At 52.2% G+C, this 18,518-nt stretch carries 18 protein-coding genes and 1 pseudogene; 6 read left to right on the top strand and 13 right to left on the bottom strand.

The genetic code is table 11. From position 1 onward, the window contains the following. Positions 1 to 396: 396 nt before the first annotated feature. A complete protein-coding gene (adhP, locus tag DBZ16_RS11090; RefSeq protein ID WP_003764565.1) occupies positions 397 to 1,440 on the top strand; it encodes an alcohol dehydrogenase AdhP in 1,044 nt (347 codons plus the stop codon). Positions 1,441 to 1,614: 174 nt separating this feature from the next. Here adhP and DBZ16_RS11085 read toward each other — a convergent pair whose 3' ends face one another. Both DBZ16_RS11085 and DBZ16_RS11080 read right to left on the bottom strand, forming a co-directional pair. Then, the gene (locus DBZ16_RS11085) at positions 1,615 to 2,073 is read right to left on the bottom strand and encodes a methyltransferase family protein (protein WP_107814035.1); all 459 of its coding nucleotides are present in this window, start codon (positions 2,071 to 2,073) and stop codon (positions 1,615 to 1,617) included. 75 nt (positions 2,074 to 2,148) lie between these two features. Then, on the bottom strand, positions 2,149 to 2,892 hold the full coding sequence (locus tag DBZ16_RS11080; RefSeq protein ID WP_009312411.1) for a pseudouridine synthase: 744 nt from the start codon (positions 2,890 to 2,892) through the stop codon (positions 2,149 to 2,151). A gap of 191 nt (positions 2,893 to 3,083) precedes the next feature. Between DBZ16_RS11080 and DBZ16_RS11075 the strand changes: the two genes are divergently transcribed. Then, the gene (locus DBZ16_RS11075) at positions 3,084 to 4,112 is read left to right on the top strand and encodes a T6SS immunity protein Tli4 family protein (RefSeq protein WP_107814034.1); all 1,029 of its coding nucleotides are present in this window, start codon (positions 3,084 to 3,086) and stop codon (positions 4,110 to 4,112) included. A 326-nt stretch (positions 4,113 to 4,438) separates the two neighbouring features. Here DBZ16_RS11075 and DBZ16_RS11065 read toward each other — a convergent pair whose 3' ends face one another. Further along, positions 4,439 to 5,635: an acetate kinase gene (locus tag DBZ16_RS11065; RefSeq protein ID WP_107814032.1), complete on the bottom strand. Its 1,197-nt coding sequence runs from the start codon at positions 5,633 to 5,635 to the stop codon at positions 4,439 to 4,441. A gap of 524 nt (positions 5,636 to 6,159) precedes the next feature. Between DBZ16_RS11065 and DBZ16_RS11060 the strand changes: the two genes are divergently transcribed. From DBZ16_RS11060 to DBZ16_RS11050, 3 genes are read left to right on the top strand one after another with little or no spacing between them, the layout of a single operon-like run. Beyond that, positions 6,160 to 6,465, top strand: a complete 306-nt coding sequence (locus DBZ16_RS11060; RefSeq protein ID WP_070540367.1) for an HLGFF motif protein — start codon at positions 6,160 to 6,162, stop codon at positions 6,463 to 6,465. Beyond that, positions 6,465 to 6,662: a cbb3-type cytochrome oxidase assembly protein CcoS gene (ccoS, locus tag DBZ16_RS11055; RefSeq protein WP_003744897.1), complete on the top strand. Its 198-nt coding sequence runs from the start codon at positions 6,465 to 6,467 to the stop codon at positions 6,660 to 6,662. The genes DBZ16_RS11060 and ccoS overlap by 1 nt, the downstream gene beginning before the upstream one ends. After that, positions 6,659 to 7,981 (top strand): MFS transporter, encoded by a 1,323-nt coding sequence (locus DBZ16_RS11050; RefSeq protein ID WP_107814031.1) that lies wholly within the window; start codon positions 6,659 to 6,661, stop codon positions 7,979 to 7,981. The genes ccoS and DBZ16_RS11050 overlap by 4 nt, the downstream gene beginning before the upstream one ends. Positions 7,982 to 8,077: 96 nt before the next feature. Here the strand turns inward: DBZ16_RS11050 and DBZ16_RS11045 are convergent, their stop codons facing one another. From DBZ16_RS11045 to gmk, 6 genes and pseudogenes are all read right to left on the bottom strand, one after another. After that, entirely contained in the window at positions 8,078 to 8,524 is a 447-nt protein-coding gene (locus DBZ16_RS11045) for a GatB/YqeY domain-containing protein (RefSeq protein ID WP_107814030.1), read from the bottom strand. 169 nt (positions 8,525 to 8,693) lie between these two features. Beyond that, a complete protein-coding gene (gene rpsU / locus DBZ16_RS11040) occupies positions 8,694 to 8,906 on the bottom strand; it encodes a 30S ribosomal protein S21 (protein ID WP_002214819.1) in 213 nt (70 codons plus the stop codon). A gap of 287 nt (positions 8,907 to 9,193) precedes the next feature. Next, a pseudogene (locus DBZ16_RS16000) lies at positions 9,194 to 9,310 on the bottom strand (IS5/IS1182 family transposase); the annotation flags it as partial. A 93-nt stretch (positions 9,311 to 9,403) separates the two neighbouring features. Further along, positions 9,404 to 11,560 carry a RelA/SpoT family protein gene (locus DBZ16_RS11035; RefSeq protein WP_107814029.1) on the bottom strand — a complete coding sequence of 719 codons (2,157 nt, stop codon included), beginning with the start codon at positions 11,558 to 11,560 and terminating at the stop codon, positions 9,404 to 9,406. Positions 11,561 to 11,670: 110 nt separating this feature from the next. Further along, positions 11,671 to 11,877: a DNA-directed RNA polymerase subunit omega gene (gene rpoZ / locus DBZ16_RS11030; protein ID WP_003740638.1), complete on the bottom strand. Its 207-nt coding sequence runs from the start codon at positions 11,875 to 11,877 to the stop codon at positions 11,671 to 11,673. 59 nt (positions 11,878 to 11,936) lie between these two features. Continuing rightward, positions 11,937 to 12,554 carry a guanylate kinase gene (gene gmk / locus DBZ16_RS11025; RefSeq protein ID WP_107814141.1) on the bottom strand — a complete coding sequence of 206 codons (618 nt, stop codon included), beginning with the start codon at positions 12,552 to 12,554 and terminating at the stop codon, positions 11,937 to 11,939. A 201-nt stretch (positions 12,555 to 12,755) separates the two neighbouring features. On the opposite strand from gmk, the gene dxs reads away from it, so the two are divergent. Further along, the gene (gene dxs, locus DBZ16_RS11020) at positions 12,756 to 14,669 is read left to right on the top strand and encodes a 1-deoxy-D-xylulose-5-phosphate synthase (RefSeq protein WP_107814028.1); all 1,914 of its coding nucleotides are present in this window, start codon (positions 12,756 to 12,758) and stop codon (positions 14,667 to 14,669) included. A 125-nt stretch (positions 14,670 to 14,794) separates the two neighbouring features. On the opposite strand, the gene DBZ16_RS11015 is transcribed toward dxs, so the two are convergent. The 4 genes from DBZ16_RS11015 to DBZ16_RS11000 all read right to left on the bottom strand — a co-directional run bounded on the left by DBZ16_RS11015 (position 14,795) and on the right by DBZ16_RS11000 (position 18,013). Then, entirely contained in the window at positions 14,795 to 15,460 is a 666-nt protein-coding gene (locus DBZ16_RS11015; RefSeq protein WP_107814027.1) for a sulfite exporter TauE/SafE family protein, read from the bottom strand. A gap of 418 nt (positions 15,461 to 15,878) precedes the next feature. After that, positions 15,879 to 16,655: a TatD family hydrolase gene (locus DBZ16_RS11010; RefSeq protein WP_107814026.1), complete on the bottom strand. Its 777-nt coding sequence runs from the start codon at positions 16,653 to 16,655 to the stop codon at positions 15,879 to 15,881. A 4-nt stretch (positions 16,656 to 16,659) separates the two neighbouring features. After that, the gene (locus DBZ16_RS11005; protein WP_003760734.1) at positions 16,660 to 17,016 is read right to left on the bottom strand and encodes a PilZ domain-containing protein; all 357 of its coding nucleotides are present in this window, start codon (positions 17,014 to 17,016) and stop codon (positions 16,660 to 16,662) included. Between the two features lie 19 nt (positions 17,017 to 17,035). After that, the gene (locus DBZ16_RS11000; protein ID WP_107814025.1) at positions 17,036 to 18,013 is read right to left on the bottom strand and encodes a DNA polymerase III subunit delta'; all 978 of its coding nucleotides are present in this window, start codon (positions 18,011 to 18,013) and stop codon (positions 17,036 to 17,038) included. Positions 18,014 to 18,518 lie beyond the last annotated feature (505 nt).

Here is an 18,518-nt window from a genome sequence, read left to right as displayed (position 1 = left end):
ACGTATCTCCAACGTCGTCTGAAAATAGAATAGTATTTTTTCTCTTTCAGTTCAAGCACTAAAAATGATAACGTTCTCAAAATTCCAAATATGTAATTTTCTAAAATAGGAAATCCAATCCGATAAGGCTTGACCCCGTATGGAAATGAAGCGGGTTTGTTAATGTATTTAAAGTTTTCAGACGACCTTTTTTACATGATATGTGTAAGAATTTTTCAGCAGCTTAGCAGATATATTTCTACGCAAACAGATTGTTATGGTATAACATTTTATTTCTTATTTTTCAAAAAGATAGGGTGTTGACACGGCGAAATGAAGGGGAGTATTCTCATTCATAGGGAGTTTACCTCCTACCCGACCTTTTACGGATTTCTGACGAATGCCAAGGAGAACACCATGAAGATGCAAGCAGTTGTTGTGAATCAAAATGTAGCAGGCGATGTAGAAGTTGTAGAACGCGAACTGCGCCCGTTGGAATACGGCGAGGCGTTGGTTGAAGTCGAATATTGCGGCGTGTGCCATACCGACTTGCACGTTGCGGCAGGCGACTACGGTGAAAAACCGGGACGCGTGTTGGGGCACGAAGGCATCGGCATTGTCAAAGAAGTCGCTCCGGGCGCAAACGCCCTGAAAGTCGGCGACCGCGTCAGCATCGCATGGTTGTTCCAAAGCTGCGGTTCGTGCGAATACTGTAATACCGGCCGCGAAACCTTGTGCCGTTCCGTATTGAACGCAGGCTACACCGCCGACGGCGGCATGGCGACCCACTGTATCGTCGATGCGGACTATGCCGTCAAAGTACCCGACGGCCTCGACCCTGCACAAGCCTCCAGCATTACCTGCGCCGGCGTAACCACTTACAAAGGCGTGAAAGTTTCCGGCGTGCGTCCGGGACAATGGATTGCCGTTTACGGCGCGGGCGGTTTGGGCAACTTGGGTGTCCAATACGCGAAAAAAGTATTCGGCGCACACGTCGTCGCCATCGACATCAACGATGAAAAACTGGCATTCGCTAAAGAAAGCGGTGCAGATTTGGTCATCAACGCTGCCAAAGAAGACGCAGCTAAAGTGATTCAAGAAAAAACCGGCGGCGCGCACGCAGCCGTTGTTACCGCCGTATCCGCCGCCGCGTTCAACTCCGCCGTGGACTGCGTCCGTGCTGGCGGCCGCGTCGTTGCCATCGGCTTGCCGCCCGAATCTATGGACTTGTCCATCCCGCGCTTGGTCTTGGACGGCATCGAAGTGGTCGGCTCGCTGGTCGGTACGCGCAAGGACTTGGAAGAAGCCTTCCAATTCGGCGCGGAAGGCTTGGTGGTACCGAAAGTCCAACTGCGCGCCTTGGACGAAGCTCCGGCGATTTTCCAAGAAATGCGCGAAGGCAAAATCACCGGCCGCATGGTTATCGACATGAAAAAAGAATGCGGCTGCGGTCATCATTAATTTGATGTAGGCAGTTGACTAAAAAGGTCGTCTGAAACCCTGTTTTGGGGTTTCAGACGACCTTTTGTTTGATTTGAACCATCGAGGATTCACACAATCAGAGTCAATCGGCGCAGCCGAATCATTTCATGCCGCAAAGGCGCAGGGGCGATACCCGATTTGACGTTGCCGCTTTTATAACCAACGGCGGACGCGTCGGCAGTACGCTTCATACTCAGCACCGAATTTCCGCGCCAACACGCGCTCTTCAGGCATGATTTGGAAACGCGTCATATAGGCGGCAAATACCGCCAAAAACAGCCACGGCAGCGGATGCGCCAAGTGTCCCGCCCATGCCGCCAGCCAGCAGCCCATGCCCGCATACATCGGGTTGCGGCTGAAACGGTACACGCCGTCTGAAACGAAATGTTCAGTTTGTTCGGGGTTGAACGGGCTGACGGTCGTGCGCACACGGCGAAACGCCCACACACCTAACACGCCCAACGCCGTCCCAAACGCTATCAAAACAACCGACAGCAATATCGGAAAGCGCGGTAGTATGCCTGCCAGCGCGGATACTTGCGCAGAGGCATACATCAGCAATGCGCAGATAAAACATACCGCCGGCGGCGGAATTTTGGTTTCTAAATTCATATTCTTATCTTTATAAAACGGATACAGTGACGTTTTCAGACGGCCTCTTGCCGTCATTCCCAAGTTCAAATCCAATCAAAACGATTCATCCGCCCGCAGGTAACGCCATTTGCCGGGCGGCAGTTTGCCCAGTTTGACTTTACCCATCCGAATCCGCTTCAGCCCGACGACACGCAAACCAACGAGTTCGCACATACGGCGGATTTGCCGCTTTTTGCCTTGTTTCAACACGAAACGCAGCTGGTCTTCGTTTTGCCATTCTACTTTGGCGGGGCGCAGTTTCTCGCCGTCCAGACTCAATCCGTGGTTGAGCAAGGCAAGTCCTTTTTCGTCCAATTTGCCGCGCACGCGCACCAGATATTCTTTTTCGCTGCCGCTGTTTTCGCCGATAAGCTGCTTGGCGATGCGGCCGTCCTGTGTCAGCACCAGCAATCCGACGGAATCGATGTCCAGCCGACCGGCGGGTGCCAAGCCGAATTTGTGTTTTTCGCTGAACGGAATGCGGCTGTCGTCGCCTTCCCAACGGTTGTCGGCGGTAATCAACTCGGCGGCGGATTTGTAGCCTTTTTCCGCCTGCGCGCTGACGTAGCCGACGGGCTTGTTGAGCAAGATGGTAACGCGCTCTGCCTGTTTTTCATGCGCCTGCCGGTTGAGGTCAATGCGGTCGCGTTCGGTCACTTTCTGACCGAGTACGGCGGTTTGCCCGTTGACCTTGACCCAGCCTTGCTCGATGTAGCTGTCCGCCTCGCGGCGCGAGCATAAGCCCAATTGCGCCATACGCTTGGAAAGGCGCATGGTTTCGTTTGAATCGTGTTCCATAATGGTCTGCCTGAAAAGAATGAATCAGATTATAAAGCCAAACAGCCGTTTCCCCTACCGACATTATGCTCATTCTGCTGTACGAAACGCCCGCCTATGTTGGATAAATACCGCCAAGCCCGTTTTATGACAAAGGTCGTCTGAATCAAACTATACTTTCAGACGACCTTTTTCAAACACGGAGCTTATCCATGTCCATCCGTCTGACTACATTATCCCTAATCCTTGCCGTCGCAGCCTGCACGCCCACCGTTTCCCCATCGGCAGAAACTTCACCGACCGTCACCAAATCCGCTATCGATACTGCCTACTGGACCGAACAGCTCTATTGCAGCGGCCGCTATCAATTGCGCCTGCCGTCCAAACGCCGTCACGGCAGTACGCACCTTGATTACAATGGCTGGAGCGTGATGGTTATGTTTAATGACTGGAATAGAAATGTCAGGAATATTAATGAATTTAAAACTACTGGGGAATTTGGCACCGATATTGTCGTCGATACCCGCACCCTGATTCCGGGGCAGGCGATGATGCAGGTTACACGCGGAGGGTTTGATTGGGAAGATCTTGTTGGTGATGACGGTATGCCCTACGAAGCCTATTTATATTTCAAACTGGATAATAATGACGCCTATATCGTACGCAGCTATTTCTATATCCCTGCTGAAAACGGTAAAGCACCTGCCAACTGGAAAGCCAAAGAAAAAGAAGCGATCAACACCATAGAGAAAAAATTCCGCCAAGATTTCATTAGCGGCTTGAAAACAAGACAGGAATTTGAAGTGCCAAACCGACACGGCATCTGCCTGATAGGCGGTTTTATCGCCGATGACGGCAAAAAACCGTTTGAAGTCCATAGCACCGTCGAATTTGCCAAACAACACGATATGAGTCTGGAAATCATGCACGGCGATGTGTTGAAAGCGGGCGAAGCGACGTTGCTGAAACGCAAAATCGACCCAGAAAAAGGCTTATTGGTTAAAGCGCTAACCCACACCATCCGCCAAGGCAAACGCACCATCAACGGCATGTCGGGCGAGGAAAAGTTGGTGAAATGGGGCGGCAACAAATATATGTTCTTTTGGGAACGCGACGGCGGCGACCCGCGCATCATGATGCAGTTTGGCGCGGAGAAGAAAGACGGGACGAAGCGCAGCGAAGCCGAAGTGCTGGCGATTTGGGATACGGTTTTGCCGACTTTGAAACCCGTGAAGCAATAGCAGCAATAGACAAAGGTCGTCTGAAAATTTTCAGACGACCTTTTTACTGCAAAGGAAACTTTATCCCCCATTGTCCAAAGGGGAAAGTCTGGATAGATATAGTAGATTAACTTTAAACCAGTACGGCGTTGCCTCGCCTTGTCCTGATTTAAATTTAATCCACTATATCGTTTGGGATACGCAGCAGAAAAACCTACGCCCTCTTCTTTCCTTTGAGGATAGAGAAAAAATCCCGAAGCGGGTTATGCAGACAAATCATGCTTTTTTCTCCGCGCAAACAAAAAACCTGCCGCTTCGGGCAGGTTTTTATCGGATGATGCGCTGTATTACAGGCCGCTCAGACGGGCGGTGTCGTGTGCAATCATCAATTCTTCGTTGGTCGGAATCACAACGGCGACGGCTGCGCTGTCGGCAGTCGTAATCACGCCTGCGTTACCGAAGCGGGCTTTCAGGTTGGCTTCGTGGTCGGCTTTCAGACCGAGGAAGCCCAAGTAGCCGAGTACGCGCTCGCGGATGATGTCGGAGTTTTCGCCGATACCGCCGGTGAAGACGAGTGCGTCAAGACCGCCGGCTGCGACAGCCATGCTGCCGATGTATTTGGCGAGGCGGTAGATGAAGATTTCCAGAGCCAGTTTGGCACCTGCGTGGCCGTTGGCAGCTTCTTCTTCGATGGTACGGCAGTCGTTGGACAAACCTGAGATACCGAGCAGACCTGATTTTTTGTTCAGCATGTCGGTGATTTGGGCGATGGTCATGTTGGCATTTTCAGCCAAGAAGCTAAACACTGCGGGATCGATGTCGCCGCTGCGGGTACCCATGACCAAACCTTCCAGCGGGGTCAGGCCCATGCTGGTATCGCGTGATTCGCCGTTGGCGACGGCGGTAATAGATGCGCCGTTACCCAAGTGGGCAATTACCATGCGCAGGTCTTTTTTGTCTTTACCGAGGAAACGGGCAGTTTCATCAGAAACGTAGCGGTAGCTGGTACCGTGCGCGCCGTAGCGACGCAAGCCGTATTTTTCATACAGTTCATGCGGAATAGCGTAGGTGTAGGCATGTTCCGGCATGGTTTGGTGGAAGGCGGTGTCGAATACGACGACGTTAGGCAGACCTTTGAAAATGCTTTGTGCGGCACGCAGACCCAAGAGGTGTGCGGGGTTGTGCAGCGGAGCGAGCGGAATACATTTTTCGATGCCTGCGATGACTTCGTCGTCAACAAGGATGGATTCGCTGTACAACTCGCCGCCGCTGACGACGCGGTGACCGATGGCGCCGATGCGGCTGTCGAGGCCGTGGGCTTTGAGTTCTTCCATCAGGGCTTCAACTGCGCCGGTGTGGTCGGGCTTGGCAGACAGGTCGACTTTGTGTTTTTCGCCGTTTACTTTGAACGTGATGTAAGCATCAGGCAGGTTGAGTTTTTCGGCAAGGCAGCTGAGCAGGACTTCGCCGCTTTCGTTATCCAGTACGGCACCTTTGAGGGATGAGCTGCCGCAGTTCAAAACTAAGATCAGTTTTTGGGTCATTTGTTGTGGCTCCTGAAGGTTTCAGACGACCTGTGTAGGCAGTATCGGCAATCTGTTCTTTGTCGTCGATATCCCGCCAAACATCTCCCGCAGGCATAGTGGATGCGCTTGAGGGCGGCGCCGAGCGTCTGCGCGGCGTGCCGTATCGGTTGGTGGCGTAAAATCTATGAAAGAAAAAATTATCGTTACATTCGGAATGGCGGCAACTTTATAAATGTTGCTTTCCGTGTGGCTTCTGCCGCCGCTGATTCGGCGGGGTCGTCTGAAATCGGTTGATGAATGTAAACCGCGCTATTCTAGCAAAAAACGGGTTCGGCTGCTTGGCTTAATGTTTGACTTAAAACAGGCGTAAAGCAATCAAGGAAGATATTGATGTTTAAAGGGAAACGGTTTGTTTTCAGACGACCTGTCGAACACGGGGGCGCAAAGCCCTTTGCAGGGGCGTGTCAAACTGTTACATTTAGACAGTTTTTGTGTTCACTATGTCGTCTGAAAACAGCGGCAGCCTTTTAAGATTCTTTGATATGCACTACTTCAGTATCCATACGCAACAAGGCGCCCATGTGGGCTTTTTCATCATGCTGCCGGATGACGAATCCGAAGCGCAGCCGCAGAGCGGGCGTTTTGCCGTCAAGCTGCAAAGTGAAGAAGGCGTGGCGGCGGAGGCTTTGGCTCCTTTCGAACAAACCGAGATTCCGCAATATTGGCGCGTTGTGAAAGACCGTATCGAGCTGTTTTTCGACGACGCCCTTGTCGGCTCGCTGCGCAACGAATATCTGACCGTATCGGGACAGACTTTCGTCTTAACCGATTTGACGGGAGCGATGTGATGGAAAGTATGTTTATTTTGGTGCCCATCAGCATCATTTTGGCGTTTGCCATCGGCTATTTTTTTTGGTGGTCGGGCAAAAACGGACAGTTTGACGATCTCGAAGGACCGGCACACCGCATCCTGATGGACGACGATTCCACCGACAAACTGCTTGAAAACGAAATAGAAAAAGAAGAACAAGAATCCGAAAAATGAGCCTCAAAAAAGACAACCTGAATTTCCCCACCAGCCGCCGTTTCGCCCCACTATTCGGCACGCAGTTTCTGGGCGCGTTCAACGACAATATGTTCAAAACCGCGCTGTTTGTGATGATCAGCTTTTACGGTTTGGGCAAAAACGACCTCCTACCCGCCAGCCAAATGCTGAACTTGGGCGCATTGCTGTTTATCCTGCCATATTTCCTGTTTTCCGCGCTGTCGGGACAATTGAGCACCAAATTCGACAAAGCCGTCTTAGCGCGATGGATCAAAGTATTGGAAATCGTGATTATGGCGGTGGCGGCGTTCGGCTTTTATATCCAGTCTGCCACGCTGCTCTTGATCTGCCTGTTTTGCATGGGTGCGCAATCGACGCTGTTCGGCCCGCTGAAATACGCCATCCTGCCCGATTACCTCAACGACAAAGAGCTGATTATGGGCAACAGCCTGATCGAATCGGGAACATTCATCGCCATTTTGTTCGGTCAGATTTTGGGCACATCCGTCGCAGGTCTACCGCCCTCCGTCGTCGGCATCTTAGTATTGCTCGTCGCCATCGGCGGTACGCTGACCAGCCTCTTCATGCCCAGCGTCCCCGCCAAAGCCCCCAACACCAAAATCGAATGGAACATCGTCAAAGGCACGCACGCGCTCCTGCGCGAAACCGCGCAATATGATTCCGTCTTCACTTCCATCATCGGCATATCATGGTTTTGGTTTATCGGCTCGGTTTACACCACCCAACTGCCGACCTTCACGCAAATCCATTTGGGCGGCAACGACAGCGTCTTCAACCTCATGCTCGCCCTATTCTCCATCGGCATCGCCGCCGGCTCGGTATTGTGCGCCAAACTCAGCCACGAACGCCTGCTCTTGGGCTTGGTAACCGTCGGCACGATCGGTTTGACCGTGTGCGGCTTGATTTTGGTATGGCTGACCAACGGGCAACGCTTTGCCGAACTCAACGGCATCACCTGGTTTCTCTCGCAAGGCATCGCGTATCCCGTTATGCTTGTCATGACGCTGATCGGCTTCTTCGGCGGCTTCTTCTCCGTCCCGCTCTACACTTGGCTGCAAACCGCCAGCAGCGAATCCTTCCGCGCCCACGCCGTCGCTGCCAATAACCTCATCAACGGCGTATTTATGGTGTCCGCTTCCATTTTAAGCGCGGTATTACTGATGCTGTTCGACAGCATTTCCCTGCTTTACCTGATCGTCGCCATCGGCAATATTCCTTTGATTGTTTACCTGATCCAGCGCGAACCCCGTTTCTTAAACGATATGGGCAAGATATTCGGCAATATCATCAAACGGTAAGCCTGAGTTTGAAAAGAGGTCGTCTGAAACTCGAAATATCGGTTTCAGACGACCTCTTTGTTTTTCTCGAATCCGCCCAAAGCGGTCGGTACTCAATTATGAACTCAGCGCAGCCTTCAAAACTTTATTGACCTCGCCCATATCGGCTTTGCCTGCCAACTGGGTTTTCAACACGCCCATGGCTTTGCCCATGTCCGCCATGCCGGAAGCTCCGGTCATGGCGATAACGGTTTCGACAGCAGTGCGGATTTCTTCGGCAGACATCATTTGCGGCAGATAACGGTGCAAGATTTCGATTTCGGCATTTTCTTTGTCCGCTAAGTCCTGACGGCCTGCTTCGGTGTAAATGCTGGCACTGTCTTTGCGCTGCTTGACCATTTTGGTGATGATGGCAACCACTTTGCCGTCATCGGCTTCGGTACGCTCGTCCACTTCGAATTGTTTGATGGCGGCATTGATCAGGCGGATGGTGCTTAAAGCAGTTTGATCTTTGGCACGCATCGCGGTTTTCATGTCTTCGGTTAATTGTGCTTTCAGGCTCATGGGATGACTTTCAGGAAAAGAGTGAAAATAGTGTTTCAAATACTGCCTTAGAGGATTCTCTATTTTTCAGACGACCCCTTGTCTTGGAGGTCGTCTGAAAAACAAAACACACCGCAGGAAAAGCCTTGCGGTGTGTTTCGGCATCACAGGGCAGACCTGTAATTGATGTTTAGTACATTTTAGGAGGCAGTTGCTGACTGCGCAGGCGTTTTTGCAGACGTTTTACGGCTGCGGCTTTTTTGCGTTTGCGCTCGGTAGTTGGTTTTTCGTAAGCTTCACGGGCACGCAGCTCGGTCAACAGACCGGTTTTTTCTACGGCACGTTTGAAACGGCGCATGGCTACTTCGAAGGGTTCGTTCTCTTTAACGCGGATTGCAGGCATTTTATTTCCTTTAAATTTAAATTAAATTCTGGTTTCAAACCGCCGAAAGGGATAAAAGTAAAAAGGGGCGGTTTGTAAAAAAGTGGTTGTTTGTATCTCGGGTGTCTTGCGACCGGCGGGATACGCGCCGTGATGTAAACATCACCTCCTAACAAGTCGGCTTGGCGCCGGGTATGCCGTCGATGCGGCTGCAAATGAATTGCGGGATTATCTTTGATTGCGTCGTTTCTGTCAAGTTTGAAGGTCGTCTGAAAACCTTGAGTGGCGGTTTTCAGACGACCTTTGTCGTATAGTGGATTAAATTTAAACCAGTACGGCGTTGCCTCGCCTTGCCGTACTATTTGTACTGTCTGCGGCTTCGTCGCCTTGTCCTGATTTAAATTTAATCCACTATATTTCGCGCGTCTTGATGATTTTGCGAAAGTATCTTTTGGATTTTAAGAAGATTTAAACCCTATCAGGCGGCAAAACAGCATCGGCTTTACCACCCTTCTTCCCTAGCTTCGAACCACTTTGCGCACTTGGGGAATGGCGTGCAGGTTGTGAATGATTTGGTTGATTTGTGCCAAGTCCTTCACTTTGATGATGAACTTGAATTCGACAAACCCTTCCGTACCTGCCAGCGCTTTGTTGGGGGTTTCGACGGATTCGATGTCCGCGCCGGAGTTGGAGATGGCTTGCGCCATAAGGGCGAGCAGGCCGTGGGAGTCTTCGGACTGGATGCTGAGTCCGGTGCGGTAGGTATGGCTGCCTATTCCTTCCCAGTTCGCATCAAGCTGCTGCTCGGGATCGGATTTGAGCAGGGTCGGGCAGGTATCGCGGTGGATAATCATGCCTTTGTCTTTGACCAAAAGGGCGCGGACGGAGTCGCCCGGGACGGGGTGGCAACACTCGGCAAAATGGATGCGGCCGGTTTCTTGGTCGTTGACTTTGATGGGGCTGAGTTTGACTTCGCTGCCGAAGTGCTGCCCTGCCAGTTCGGCGATGTGCATGGCGACATACACGGGCAGTGTGTGCCCCATGCCGACGTTATAGAGGACTTCTTCAAACGAGGTTTGTTTGTCGTTGAGGTCGGCAAGGTATTTTTCTTTGAGGTCGTCTGAAAGCAATACGTCTTTGGGCAACAGGCTGGACAGGGCTTTTTGCAGGAGGTTTTCGCCGAGGATGATGGCATCGTGGCGGTTAAGGTTTTTGACGTATTGGCGGATGGCGCTGCGCGCTCGGCTGGAAACGGTGAAATTCAGCCATGCCGGATTGGGCTTGGCGTGTTCGGATGTGATGATTTCGACGGAGTCGCCGGTTTTGAGTTTAGTACGCAGGGGCATCATGGTGTTGTTGATGCGGGCGGCAACGGTTTTGTGTCCGATGTCGGTGTGGACGGCGTAGGCGAAGTCTATGGGCGTCGAGCCTTTAGGCAGGGTGAGGATTTTGCCTTTGGGTGTCAGGATATAGACTTCGTTGGGGAACAGGTCGACTTTGACGTGTTCGAGGAATTCGATGGCGTTCGCGCTGCTGGCTTGCAAATCGAGGATGTTTTTCAGCCATTGGTTGGTATGGAGGACGGCTTGATCGACGGTGTTTTCGCCGGATTTGTATATCCAATGTCCGGCGATGCCGCCTTCTGCTACGGCATCCATTTCGCGCGTGCGGATTTGGACTTCAATGGGCAAGCCGTAAGGCCCGACCAAGGTCGTGTGCAGGCTTTGGTAGCCGTTGCTTTTCGGGATGGCGATATAATCTTTGAAACGTCCGGGCTTGGGCTGATAGAGATTGTGCAGCGCGCCAAGGGCGGCGTAACACGCGGGAATGCTGTTGACGATGACGCGGAAGCCGTAAATGTCCATGACTTCGGCAAAGCGCAATTTTTTCGCCAACATTTTTTGATGGATGCTGTACAGGTTTTTTTCCCGGCCTTTGATTTTGGCTTCGATGTTCACACCGACCAAACGCTGGCTGAAAGCACGCAGAACCTTGCCGACGACGTCGCGACGGTTTTTACGGCTGTTGTCCATCGCTTTTTTGAGGGTTTCGTAGCGGCTCGGGTGGAGGTTTTGAAACGATAAATCCTGAAGCTCTTGGTAAGCGTTGTTCAAACCTAGGCGGTTGGCGATTTGGGCGTAGATTTCGAGGGTTTCTTTGGCAATGCGGCGGCGTTTGTCGGGACGCATGGAGCCGAGCGTGCGCATATTGTGCAGGCGGTCGGCAAGTTTGACGACGATCACGCGCACGTCTTTGGTCATGGCGAGAATGAGCTTGCGGAAACTTTCCGCCTGATGCTCGGCGTGATCTTCAAATTTGAGTTTTTCGAGTTTGGAAAGCCCGTCCACCATCTCGGAGATGGTTTCGCCGAATTCTGCCGCCATTTCGATTTTGGATACGCCCGTGTCTTCGAGTACGTCGTGCATCACGCCCGCGCACAAGCCTTGTATGTCCATGTGCCACAACGCAAGCTGCGTGGCGACGGCAAGGGGGTGGGTAATGTAGGGTTCGCCGCTTTTACGGGTTTGTCCGTCATGGGCGTGAAAGGCGTAGGCGACGGCTTTTTCAAGCTCGACCTGTTCGGATGGGCTGAGATAGGAGGCGGTGCGGAACAAAAGTTCGCGGGCTTCGGCAGTCAGCGCGTCGTAGGGGGCAGTGGGCTGGGGGGCGGGCATTTCAGACGGCCTTCGGTGTGTGTTTTGTTTTGAGCCGTCAGACTGTATCGGTCGGATGTGTCGCGCCGATACAATCCGCGCGGCGGTTGGGCAGATTTTGCCTGCCGGTATTATTTGTTGCGGGTCAGCAGTTCGGTACCGATTTGACCGGCGGCGATTTCGCGCAGGGCGGTAACGGTCGGTTTGTTGTTGCGGATGTCGTCAACCATAGGGGCGTTGCCGTTTTCAAGCTGGCGTGCGCGGCGGGCGGCGACGAGGGTCAGGTCGAAATGATTGGGGATTTTGCCTGTGCAGTCTTCAGTGGTGATACGGGCCATTTGTTTGCTTTCTTTCTATTAATTTGTGATGGAATGTAAATGCGTATTTTCGCTGTTTTTCAGGAATTTTCCAACAGGTTTGAGATAAATCCTTGCTGGGAAGATTTTTTCAGACGACCTGCTTTGATGATGTGAAGCAAATCGGCTTCCGCCCTGTCTAAATCATCGTTGACGACGATATAGTCAAATAGGACGGATTGTTCGATTTCGTGACGCGCTTTGGAGAGGCGGGTTTGGATAACTTCCTCGCTGTCGGTGCCGCGCCCGTTAAGGCGTTCGGCAAGGACTTCGAACGAAGGCGGCAGGATGAAGATACTGCTGGCTTCGGGCAGCGATTTGCGCACCTGCGCCGCGCCTTGCACGTCGATTTCCAAAATCACATCGTAACCCTCTTCACTAAGGGAATTAACCCCCGCGATGCTGGTTCCGTAATAATTGCCGAAAACGTTTGCGTGTTCGAGGAAGGCTTTTTGCTCAATTAAGGATTCAAATTCTTCTTTGGGAACAAAATGATAATGCACGCCGTGCCGCTCGCCTTCGCGCGGCTGGCGGGTAGTGTGCGATACGGAGACGCGCAAATCGCCGTTGTTTTTCAAAAGACGGGAAACCAGCGTGGTCTTGCCCGTACCGGAAGCGGCGGAGATGATGAAAATATTGCCTTTTTTATGGGGTTTCATGATGTTGGTACCGATGGAATTATCCGCTGATTGTAGCATACGGGACGTGTAATTTCATGTTCAGACGACCTTTACACGCATTACAAAACACTGCTTTTACCGACAAATCATTGGCAACCGAGATCAGGCAGGAAACCCACGTCTTTCTAAACTCTTGCTATAATTGCCCGCTATACACAAATAAGCCTGCAAAGACACACCATGAGCCACACTCCGCTACTCGATACCGTCAGCAGCCCGCAAGATTTGCGCCGCCTGGATAAAAAACAGTTGCCCCAAGTCGCCGCCGAGCTGCGGGAGTTTCTGCTGGATTCCGTCGGACAAACCGGCGGTCATTTCGCCAGCAACTTAGGCGCGGTCGAGCTGACGGTGGCTCTGCACTACGTCTATCACACGCCTGAAGACAAGCTGGTTTGGGACGTCGGCCATCAAAGTTATCCACACAAAATCCTCACCGGCCGCAAAGATCAAATGCACACCATGCGCCGCTACGGTGGCTTGGCGGGATTCCCCAAGCGCAGCGAGTCCGAATACGACGCTTTCGGCGTGGGGCACTCCTCCACCTCCATCGGCGCGGCTTTGGGCATGGCGGCGGCAGACAAACTCTTGGGCAACGACCACCGTAGCGTCGCCATTATCGGCGACGGCGCGATGACGGCAGGTCAGGCGTTTGAGGCCTTAAACTGCGCGGGCGACATGGACGTGAACCTGCTGGTCATTCTCAACGACAACGAAATGTCGATTTCCCCCAACGTCGGCGCACTGCCGAAATACCTCGCCAGCAACGTCGTGCGCGATATGCGCGGCGTGTTGAGCACCATCAAGGCGCAATCAAGCAAGGTTTTGGACAAACTGCCCGGCGCGATGGAGCTTGCCCAAAAAGTCGAGCACAAAATCAAAACGCTGGCGGGCGAAGCCGAACACGCCAAGCAGTCGCTGTCTTTGTTTGAAAACTTCGGTTTCCGCTACACCGGCCCCGTGGACGGCCACAACGTCGAGCATCTGGTTGACGTATTGAAAGATTTGCGCGGCCGCAAAGGCCCGCAACTACTGCACGTCATCACCAAAAAGGGCAACGGCTACAAACTCGCCGAAAACGACCCCGTCAAATATCACGCCGTCGCCAACCTGCCCAAAGACGTTTCAGACGACCTCAAAACCGCAATGTCGTCTGAAAAAGAAAACAAACCCGCCGCCAAACCAACCTATACGCAAGTGTTCGGCAAATGGCTGTGCGACCAAGCGGCGGCAGATTCCCGATTGGCAGCGATTACCCCCGCCATGCGCGAGGGCAGCGGACTGGTTGAATTCGAACAACAATTCCCCGACCGTTATTTCGACGTCGGCATCGCCGAGCAGCACGCCGTTACCTTTGCCGGCGGTTTGGCATGCGAAGGCATGAAGCCCGTCGTCGCCATTTATTCCACCTTCCTCCAGCGCGGCTACGACCAACTGGTGCACGACATCGCCCTGCAAAACCTGCCCGTTTTGTTTGCCGTCGACCGTGCGGGCATCGTCGGCGCGGACGGTCCGACCCATGCCGGTTTGTACGATTTGAGCTTCTTGCGTTGCGTGCCGAACATGATTGTTGCCGCACCGAGCGATGAAAACGAATGCCGCCTGCTGCTTTCGACCTGCTATCAGGCAAACGCCCCCGCCGCCGTCCGCTATCCGCGCGGCACGGGTACTGGCACGCCCGTTTCAGACGGCCTCGAAACCGTAGCCATCGGCAAAGGCATCGTCCGCCGCCAAGGCGAGAAAACCGCATTCATCGCCTTCGGCAGCATGGTCGCCCCCGCATTGACAGTTGCCGAAAAACTGAACGCCACCGTCGCCGATATGCGCTTCGTCAAACCGATAGATGAGGAACTCATCATCCGCCTCGCCCAAAGCCACGACTACATCATTACCGCTGAAGAAAACGCCGAACAAGGCGGCGCAGGCAGCGCGGTGTTGGAAGTGTTGGCAAAACACGGCATCTGCAAACCCGTTTTACTTTTGGGCGTTGCCGACATCGTAACCGAACACGGCGACCCGAAAAAACTTTTAGATGATTTAGGTTTGAGTGCCGACGCAATGGAAAAACGCATACGCGGCTGGCTTCCGGCAGCTTGAGCTGAAACTGCGATGAACTAACGCCGCCGTTGCAAGTAATGAATAAAGGTCGTCTGAAAACGGATTTTCAGACGACCTTTAATGTATGAACCCCTACCCTTTTGAAAAGCGTTTCAGTGCCAGATTCAAAGCATTACCGCCAAACGGAAAATCGCCCAGCCTGCAACCAATAGTCCGGCGCACAAACGGATGGCTCTGCGTTGCAAAAGTGTTTTCAATTGCGCTGCAAAAATCCCCATCGCCAACAAATTCGGCAACGTTCCCAGCGCGAAAGCCAACATATACAGCCCGCCCTGCACCGCATTGCCGCTGCCTAAAGCATACAATGAGGCACTGTACACCAAGCCGCAAGGCAGCCAGCCCCACAACATGCCTACGCCGAAACAAGCCGGAACGGATTTAATCGGCAGCAGTCGGTTCAGTATCGGATTCAAACGTTTCCATATCGGTCTGCCTATGCGCTCAATTTGCGTAGCCGCCGTAGAAAGCCCCGCCAGATACAGTCCCAACAGCAACAGCAACACATTCGCCGCAACATACAGGCCGTTTTGCAGCCAGCGCGTATCATCCAAAGAAATACCGATTTGTCCGACTAATCCGACGATCAAACCAATCAATACATAGCTGCTGATGCGTCCCAAATTCAATAGGACAATCAGCCCCAGTCGATTAAGATGCGGCGGAAGCTGCAACGCAAACGCACTACTCAACCCGCCACACATTCCGACACAATGCGTACCGCTGAAAAAGCCGAGTAGAAACAGAGTGAAAAAGGTGATGTCGTAATTCATTATTGGAAAAGCGATGTGTCGATAGAAGTATGATTTATCAGGGGAACGGAGAGCGGCATAACAAGAGCTATATCTTTAAATATTTTCAAGAAATTGTCATCTTCATGCTGGGATACCCGCCTAGCAGAAACTCAGCCCATAGAACAAAATGGATTGCCAGCTAAAATAGAAAGGCTTTTTAATAGATGATGGGAATTTCACCATCCGTACAAACAACCGATTGTCAATTTTAAACCCTTCAATAACTTTCTGCCCGCTTTTGCAATAGATACTTCTTCATCTTCACTTGTCAGCCCGACAAAATCTACCGAGCCTATTTGATACTCATAACCCAGTTATATAGAAAACATTCCAAATTTCAAAAGGTCGTCTGAAATGCCAACTAAGGCATTTTCAGACGACCTTTGTTCCATTCGAATCAAACACGGATGTCAGGTACTTTGTTGAACAAACGATAGAAATTGTCGCTGGTGTAAGCGGCAAGCGTTTCTACGGATTCGCCGCGCAGTTTCGCCACAAACTCGGCAGTGTAGCGGACATAGGAAGGTTCGTTGGGTTTGCCGCGTTTGGGAACAGGGGCAAGAAACGGTGCATCGGTTTCAACCAGCATTCGATCCGCAGGAACGTATTTGGCGGCGTCCTGAATTTGCGGGGCATTTTTGAAAGTAACAATGCCGGAGAAGGAAATGTACAGCCCCAAATCCAAGGCAGCTTTGGCAAAAGCGGTATCTTCGGTGAAGCAGTGGATAACGCCCGAGTTGGTTTGACCTTCTTTCAGAATTGCCAAAGTATCGGCGGCGGCATCACGGGTGTGGACAATCACGGGCAAACCGCTTTCATTGGCAGCTTGGATGTGTTCGGCGAAGCGGCGGTGCTGCCATGCTAAATCGCCTTTGCACCAGTAATAATCCAAGCCCGTTTCGCCTATGCCGACGACTTTCGGGTGTTTTGCCGCTTCGACCATTTCAGCGACGGTAAATTCTTCGGCTTCTTGGCTGTCGGGGTGGACGCCTATGGTGCAGTAAACCTGTTCATTGGCTTGGGCAATGTCGAAGACTTCGGAGAAACTCTGTCTGCTTACGCTGATGGCAAGCGCCTGCTTGACGCTTTGTTCTTCCATGTTGGCGAACACTTCAGGCAGGCGGTTGCTCAAGCCTTCGAAATTGAGATGGCAGTGTGAATCGATTAAATGCATGATTTTAAAGCGTGAAGGTAACGCGGTCGCTGCGCAGTTTCGGTCCCAGCTCGCCTTCAATCAGGGTTTTCGCCTGAAGGCAGCTTTCGTGTTCGGAAAATGCCAGCCCGACGCCTTTAGGGCGGTGGGCGGAAGTACGGGCAGGGTTGATCCAGACGACTTTGGTAGGCAGGAAGCGTTTGGGGTAATCGGCGATTTCAACGGCAAGCAGGATGTCTTCGCCCAAGGAAAATACGTCTTCGGTCGGAACGAAAAGTCCGCCGTGTTCGAGAAACGGCATATAGCAGTTGTAGAGCAGGGTCGGGTCTTTGAGCTGCAACGCCATCATTTTCGCCGGAATGTCTTTATTGTTGTTTACCATTTTGTTTTACCTTATCTGATTATTTGTTTTGCCAAAATTCGAGATATTCAGTCAGCAGATACTCAAGCTGCATTTTAACACTCAAGGTGTGGTATCCGTAAGGGCTGAGTGCGTTCAGACGACCCGTCAGCGCAAACAGGCGGCGCGGATCGGTTTTGGAAGCCGTCTGAGACAATGCCTGCGCGTAATCAGGATAATAAAGCGGCGGCATTTGTTGTTGCGCCAAGCCGACATCCAACAGCCATTTCTGCATCCAATCGATGAAGACCGCCAACGGCTGCTTGTGTTTGTCGAACGCAGCGGCGTAGTCGAGTATCGTCAACAGGCGCGGCGCGGCAAGCAAAGTGAGCAGCTCTTCGCGTAAGTCATCGATTTCAGGCGTATGGGCAAACAACGGCGCACCACTGTGAAAAGCCAGTAAAGATTCCGCATCGTCCACACCCTCTCCACAAAGATACGACAAAGCTTCGTCGCGCGAAGGTGCGGGCAGAACCATCTGGCGGCAACGGCTTTTAATAGTCGGTAAAAGTTTGTCGCGTGCATGCGTAACCATTAAAAAAACAACGTATTGCGGCGGCTCTTCCAACGCTTTGAGCAACCCGTTTGCCGCCTGCATGTTCATGCTTTCAGCGGGATGCACCAATACCACCCGCAATCCTCCGCGCACAGCCGTCAGATAAATGTTTTCCACAATATCGCGCACGGCATCGATTTTAATCTGCAACAATTTTCGCCCGACCGCACCATCCTCGGGGGGGGCAGGAGTGAGTTCGTAAAAATCGGGATGGCTGTTTTGCGAAAACAAATGACACGAAGCGCATACGCCGCAAGGCTGATGTTCTTCCCGAGGCGATTCACACAGCAAAGCCTGTGCCACAAACCGCGCAAACGCCGTCTTGCCGGTATTTTCCTTACCGGTAAACAGCCAAGCGTTCGGACGGTTTTCCCAATGGTCGGCAAGCTGCCGCCACTGGCTTTGATGCCACGGATAAATCATGTCGAAAAGTACAAGCGTTTGAACAAAAGCGTGATTATACAGGGAAATGTTAGAGGTCGTCTGAAACCGATCATGCAATTCGAAACGTTAATCACCTCGTATCTATCCTCTTTTCTCCTCTTCTCAGCCTTTTTGATGCTTCCTTTCCCTCTAAAGCTCCCCAATCCGCTAACACCGCCACCTTAACGTACGTTAATGCCCTTTTTGGCACAGACGTAGTCGGCATAGTGCGCCAGCAAGGCGGCCGTTTCCAATAACGAGCGTTCTCACAGCGCATACTAAGACAGTATTGCAGCCCGCTACCTTTTCAGACGACCTTTCCACATAGTCCTCTCCATGCATCCCGTTCTGACGGCTGAATGAAATAAGAACAGTCACGACGTCATACCCGCCCGACACAAAGGCCGCCCGAATCCCCGAGGGTATCGGACGGCCTTTTATCACGCGGTCTGTTGCGCACATTCCCCTTTGGGAATGCGGCATTAAACTTATTTCTTAGCGGCAG

It is taken from the genome of Neisseria sicca, assembly GCF_003044565.1.
Taxonomy (GTDB): domain Bacteria; phylum Pseudomonadota; class Gammaproteobacteria; order Burkholderiales; family Neisseriaceae; genus Neisseria; species Neisseria sicca_A.
This window is presented reverse-complemented; position numbering and strand designations above follow the sequence as displayed.

Bases quoted from the DNA above. Each gene is read 5' to 3' on its own strand.
- adhP (WP_003764565.1), top strand. From the start codon at position 397: ATGAAGATGCAAGCAGTTGTTGTGAATCAAAATGTAGCAGGCGATGTA.
- DBZ16_RS11085 (WP_107814035.1), bottom strand. From the start codon at position 2,073: ATGAATTTAGAAACCAAAATTCCGCCGCCGGCGGTATGTTTTATCTGC.
- DBZ16_RS11080 (WP_009312411.1), bottom strand. From the start codon at position 2,892: ATGGAACACGATTCAAACGAAACCATGCGCCTTTCCAAGCGTATGGCG.
- DBZ16_RS11075 (WP_107814034.1), top strand. From the start codon at position 3,084: ATGTCCATCCGTCTGACTACATTATCCCTAATCCTTGCCGTCGCAGCC.
- DBZ16_RS11065 (WP_107814032.1), bottom strand. From the start codon at position 5,635: ATGACCCAAAAACTGATCTTAGTTTTGAACTGCGGCAGCTCATCCCTC.
- DBZ16_RS11060 (WP_070540367.1), top strand. From the start codon at position 6,160: ATGCACTACTTCAGTATCCATACGCAACAAGGCGCCCATGTGGGCTTT.
- ccoS (WP_003744897.1), top strand. From the start codon at position 6,465: ATGGAAAGTATGTTTATTTTGGTGCCCATCAGCATCATTTTGGCGTTT.
- DBZ16_RS11050 (WP_107814031.1), top strand. From the start codon at position 6,659: ATGAGCCTCAAAAAAGACAACCTGAATTTCCCCACCAGCCGCCGTTTC.
- DBZ16_RS11045 (WP_107814030.1), bottom strand. From the start codon at position 8,524: ATGAGCCTGAAAGCACAATTAACCGAAGACATGAAAACCGCGATGCGT.
- rpsU (WP_002214819.1), bottom strand. From the start codon at position 8,906: ATGCCTGCAATCCGCGTTAAAGAGAACGAACCCTTCGAAGTAGCCATG.
- DBZ16_RS11035 (WP_107814029.1), bottom strand. From the start codon at position 11,560: ATGCCCGCCCCCCAGCCCACTGCCCCCTACGACGCGCTGACTGCCGAA.
- rpoZ (WP_003740638.1), bottom strand. From the start codon at position 11,877: ATGGCCCGTATCACCACTGAAGACTGCACAGGCAAAATCCCCAATCAT.
- gmk (WP_107814141.1), bottom strand. From the start codon at position 12,554: ATGAAACCCCATAAAAAAGGCAATATTTTCATCATCTCCGCCGCTTCC.
- dxs (WP_107814028.1), top strand. From the start codon at position 12,756: ATGAGCCACACTCCGCTACTCGATACCGTCAGCAGCCCGCAAGATTTG.
- DBZ16_RS11015 (WP_107814027.1), bottom strand. From the start codon at position 15,460: ATGAATTACGACATCACCTTTTTCACTCTGTTTCTACTCGGCTTTTTC.
- DBZ16_RS11010 (WP_107814026.1), bottom strand. From the start codon at position 16,655: ATGCATTTAATCGATTCACACTGCCATCTCAATTTCGAAGGCTTGAGC.
- DBZ16_RS11005 (WP_003760734.1), bottom strand. From the start codon at position 17,016: ATGGTAAACAACAATAAAGACATTCCGGCGAAAATGATGGCGTTGCAG.
- DBZ16_RS11000 (WP_107814025.1), bottom strand. From the start codon at position 18,013: ATGATTTATCCGTGGCATCAAAGCCAGTGGCGGCAGCTTGCCGACCAT.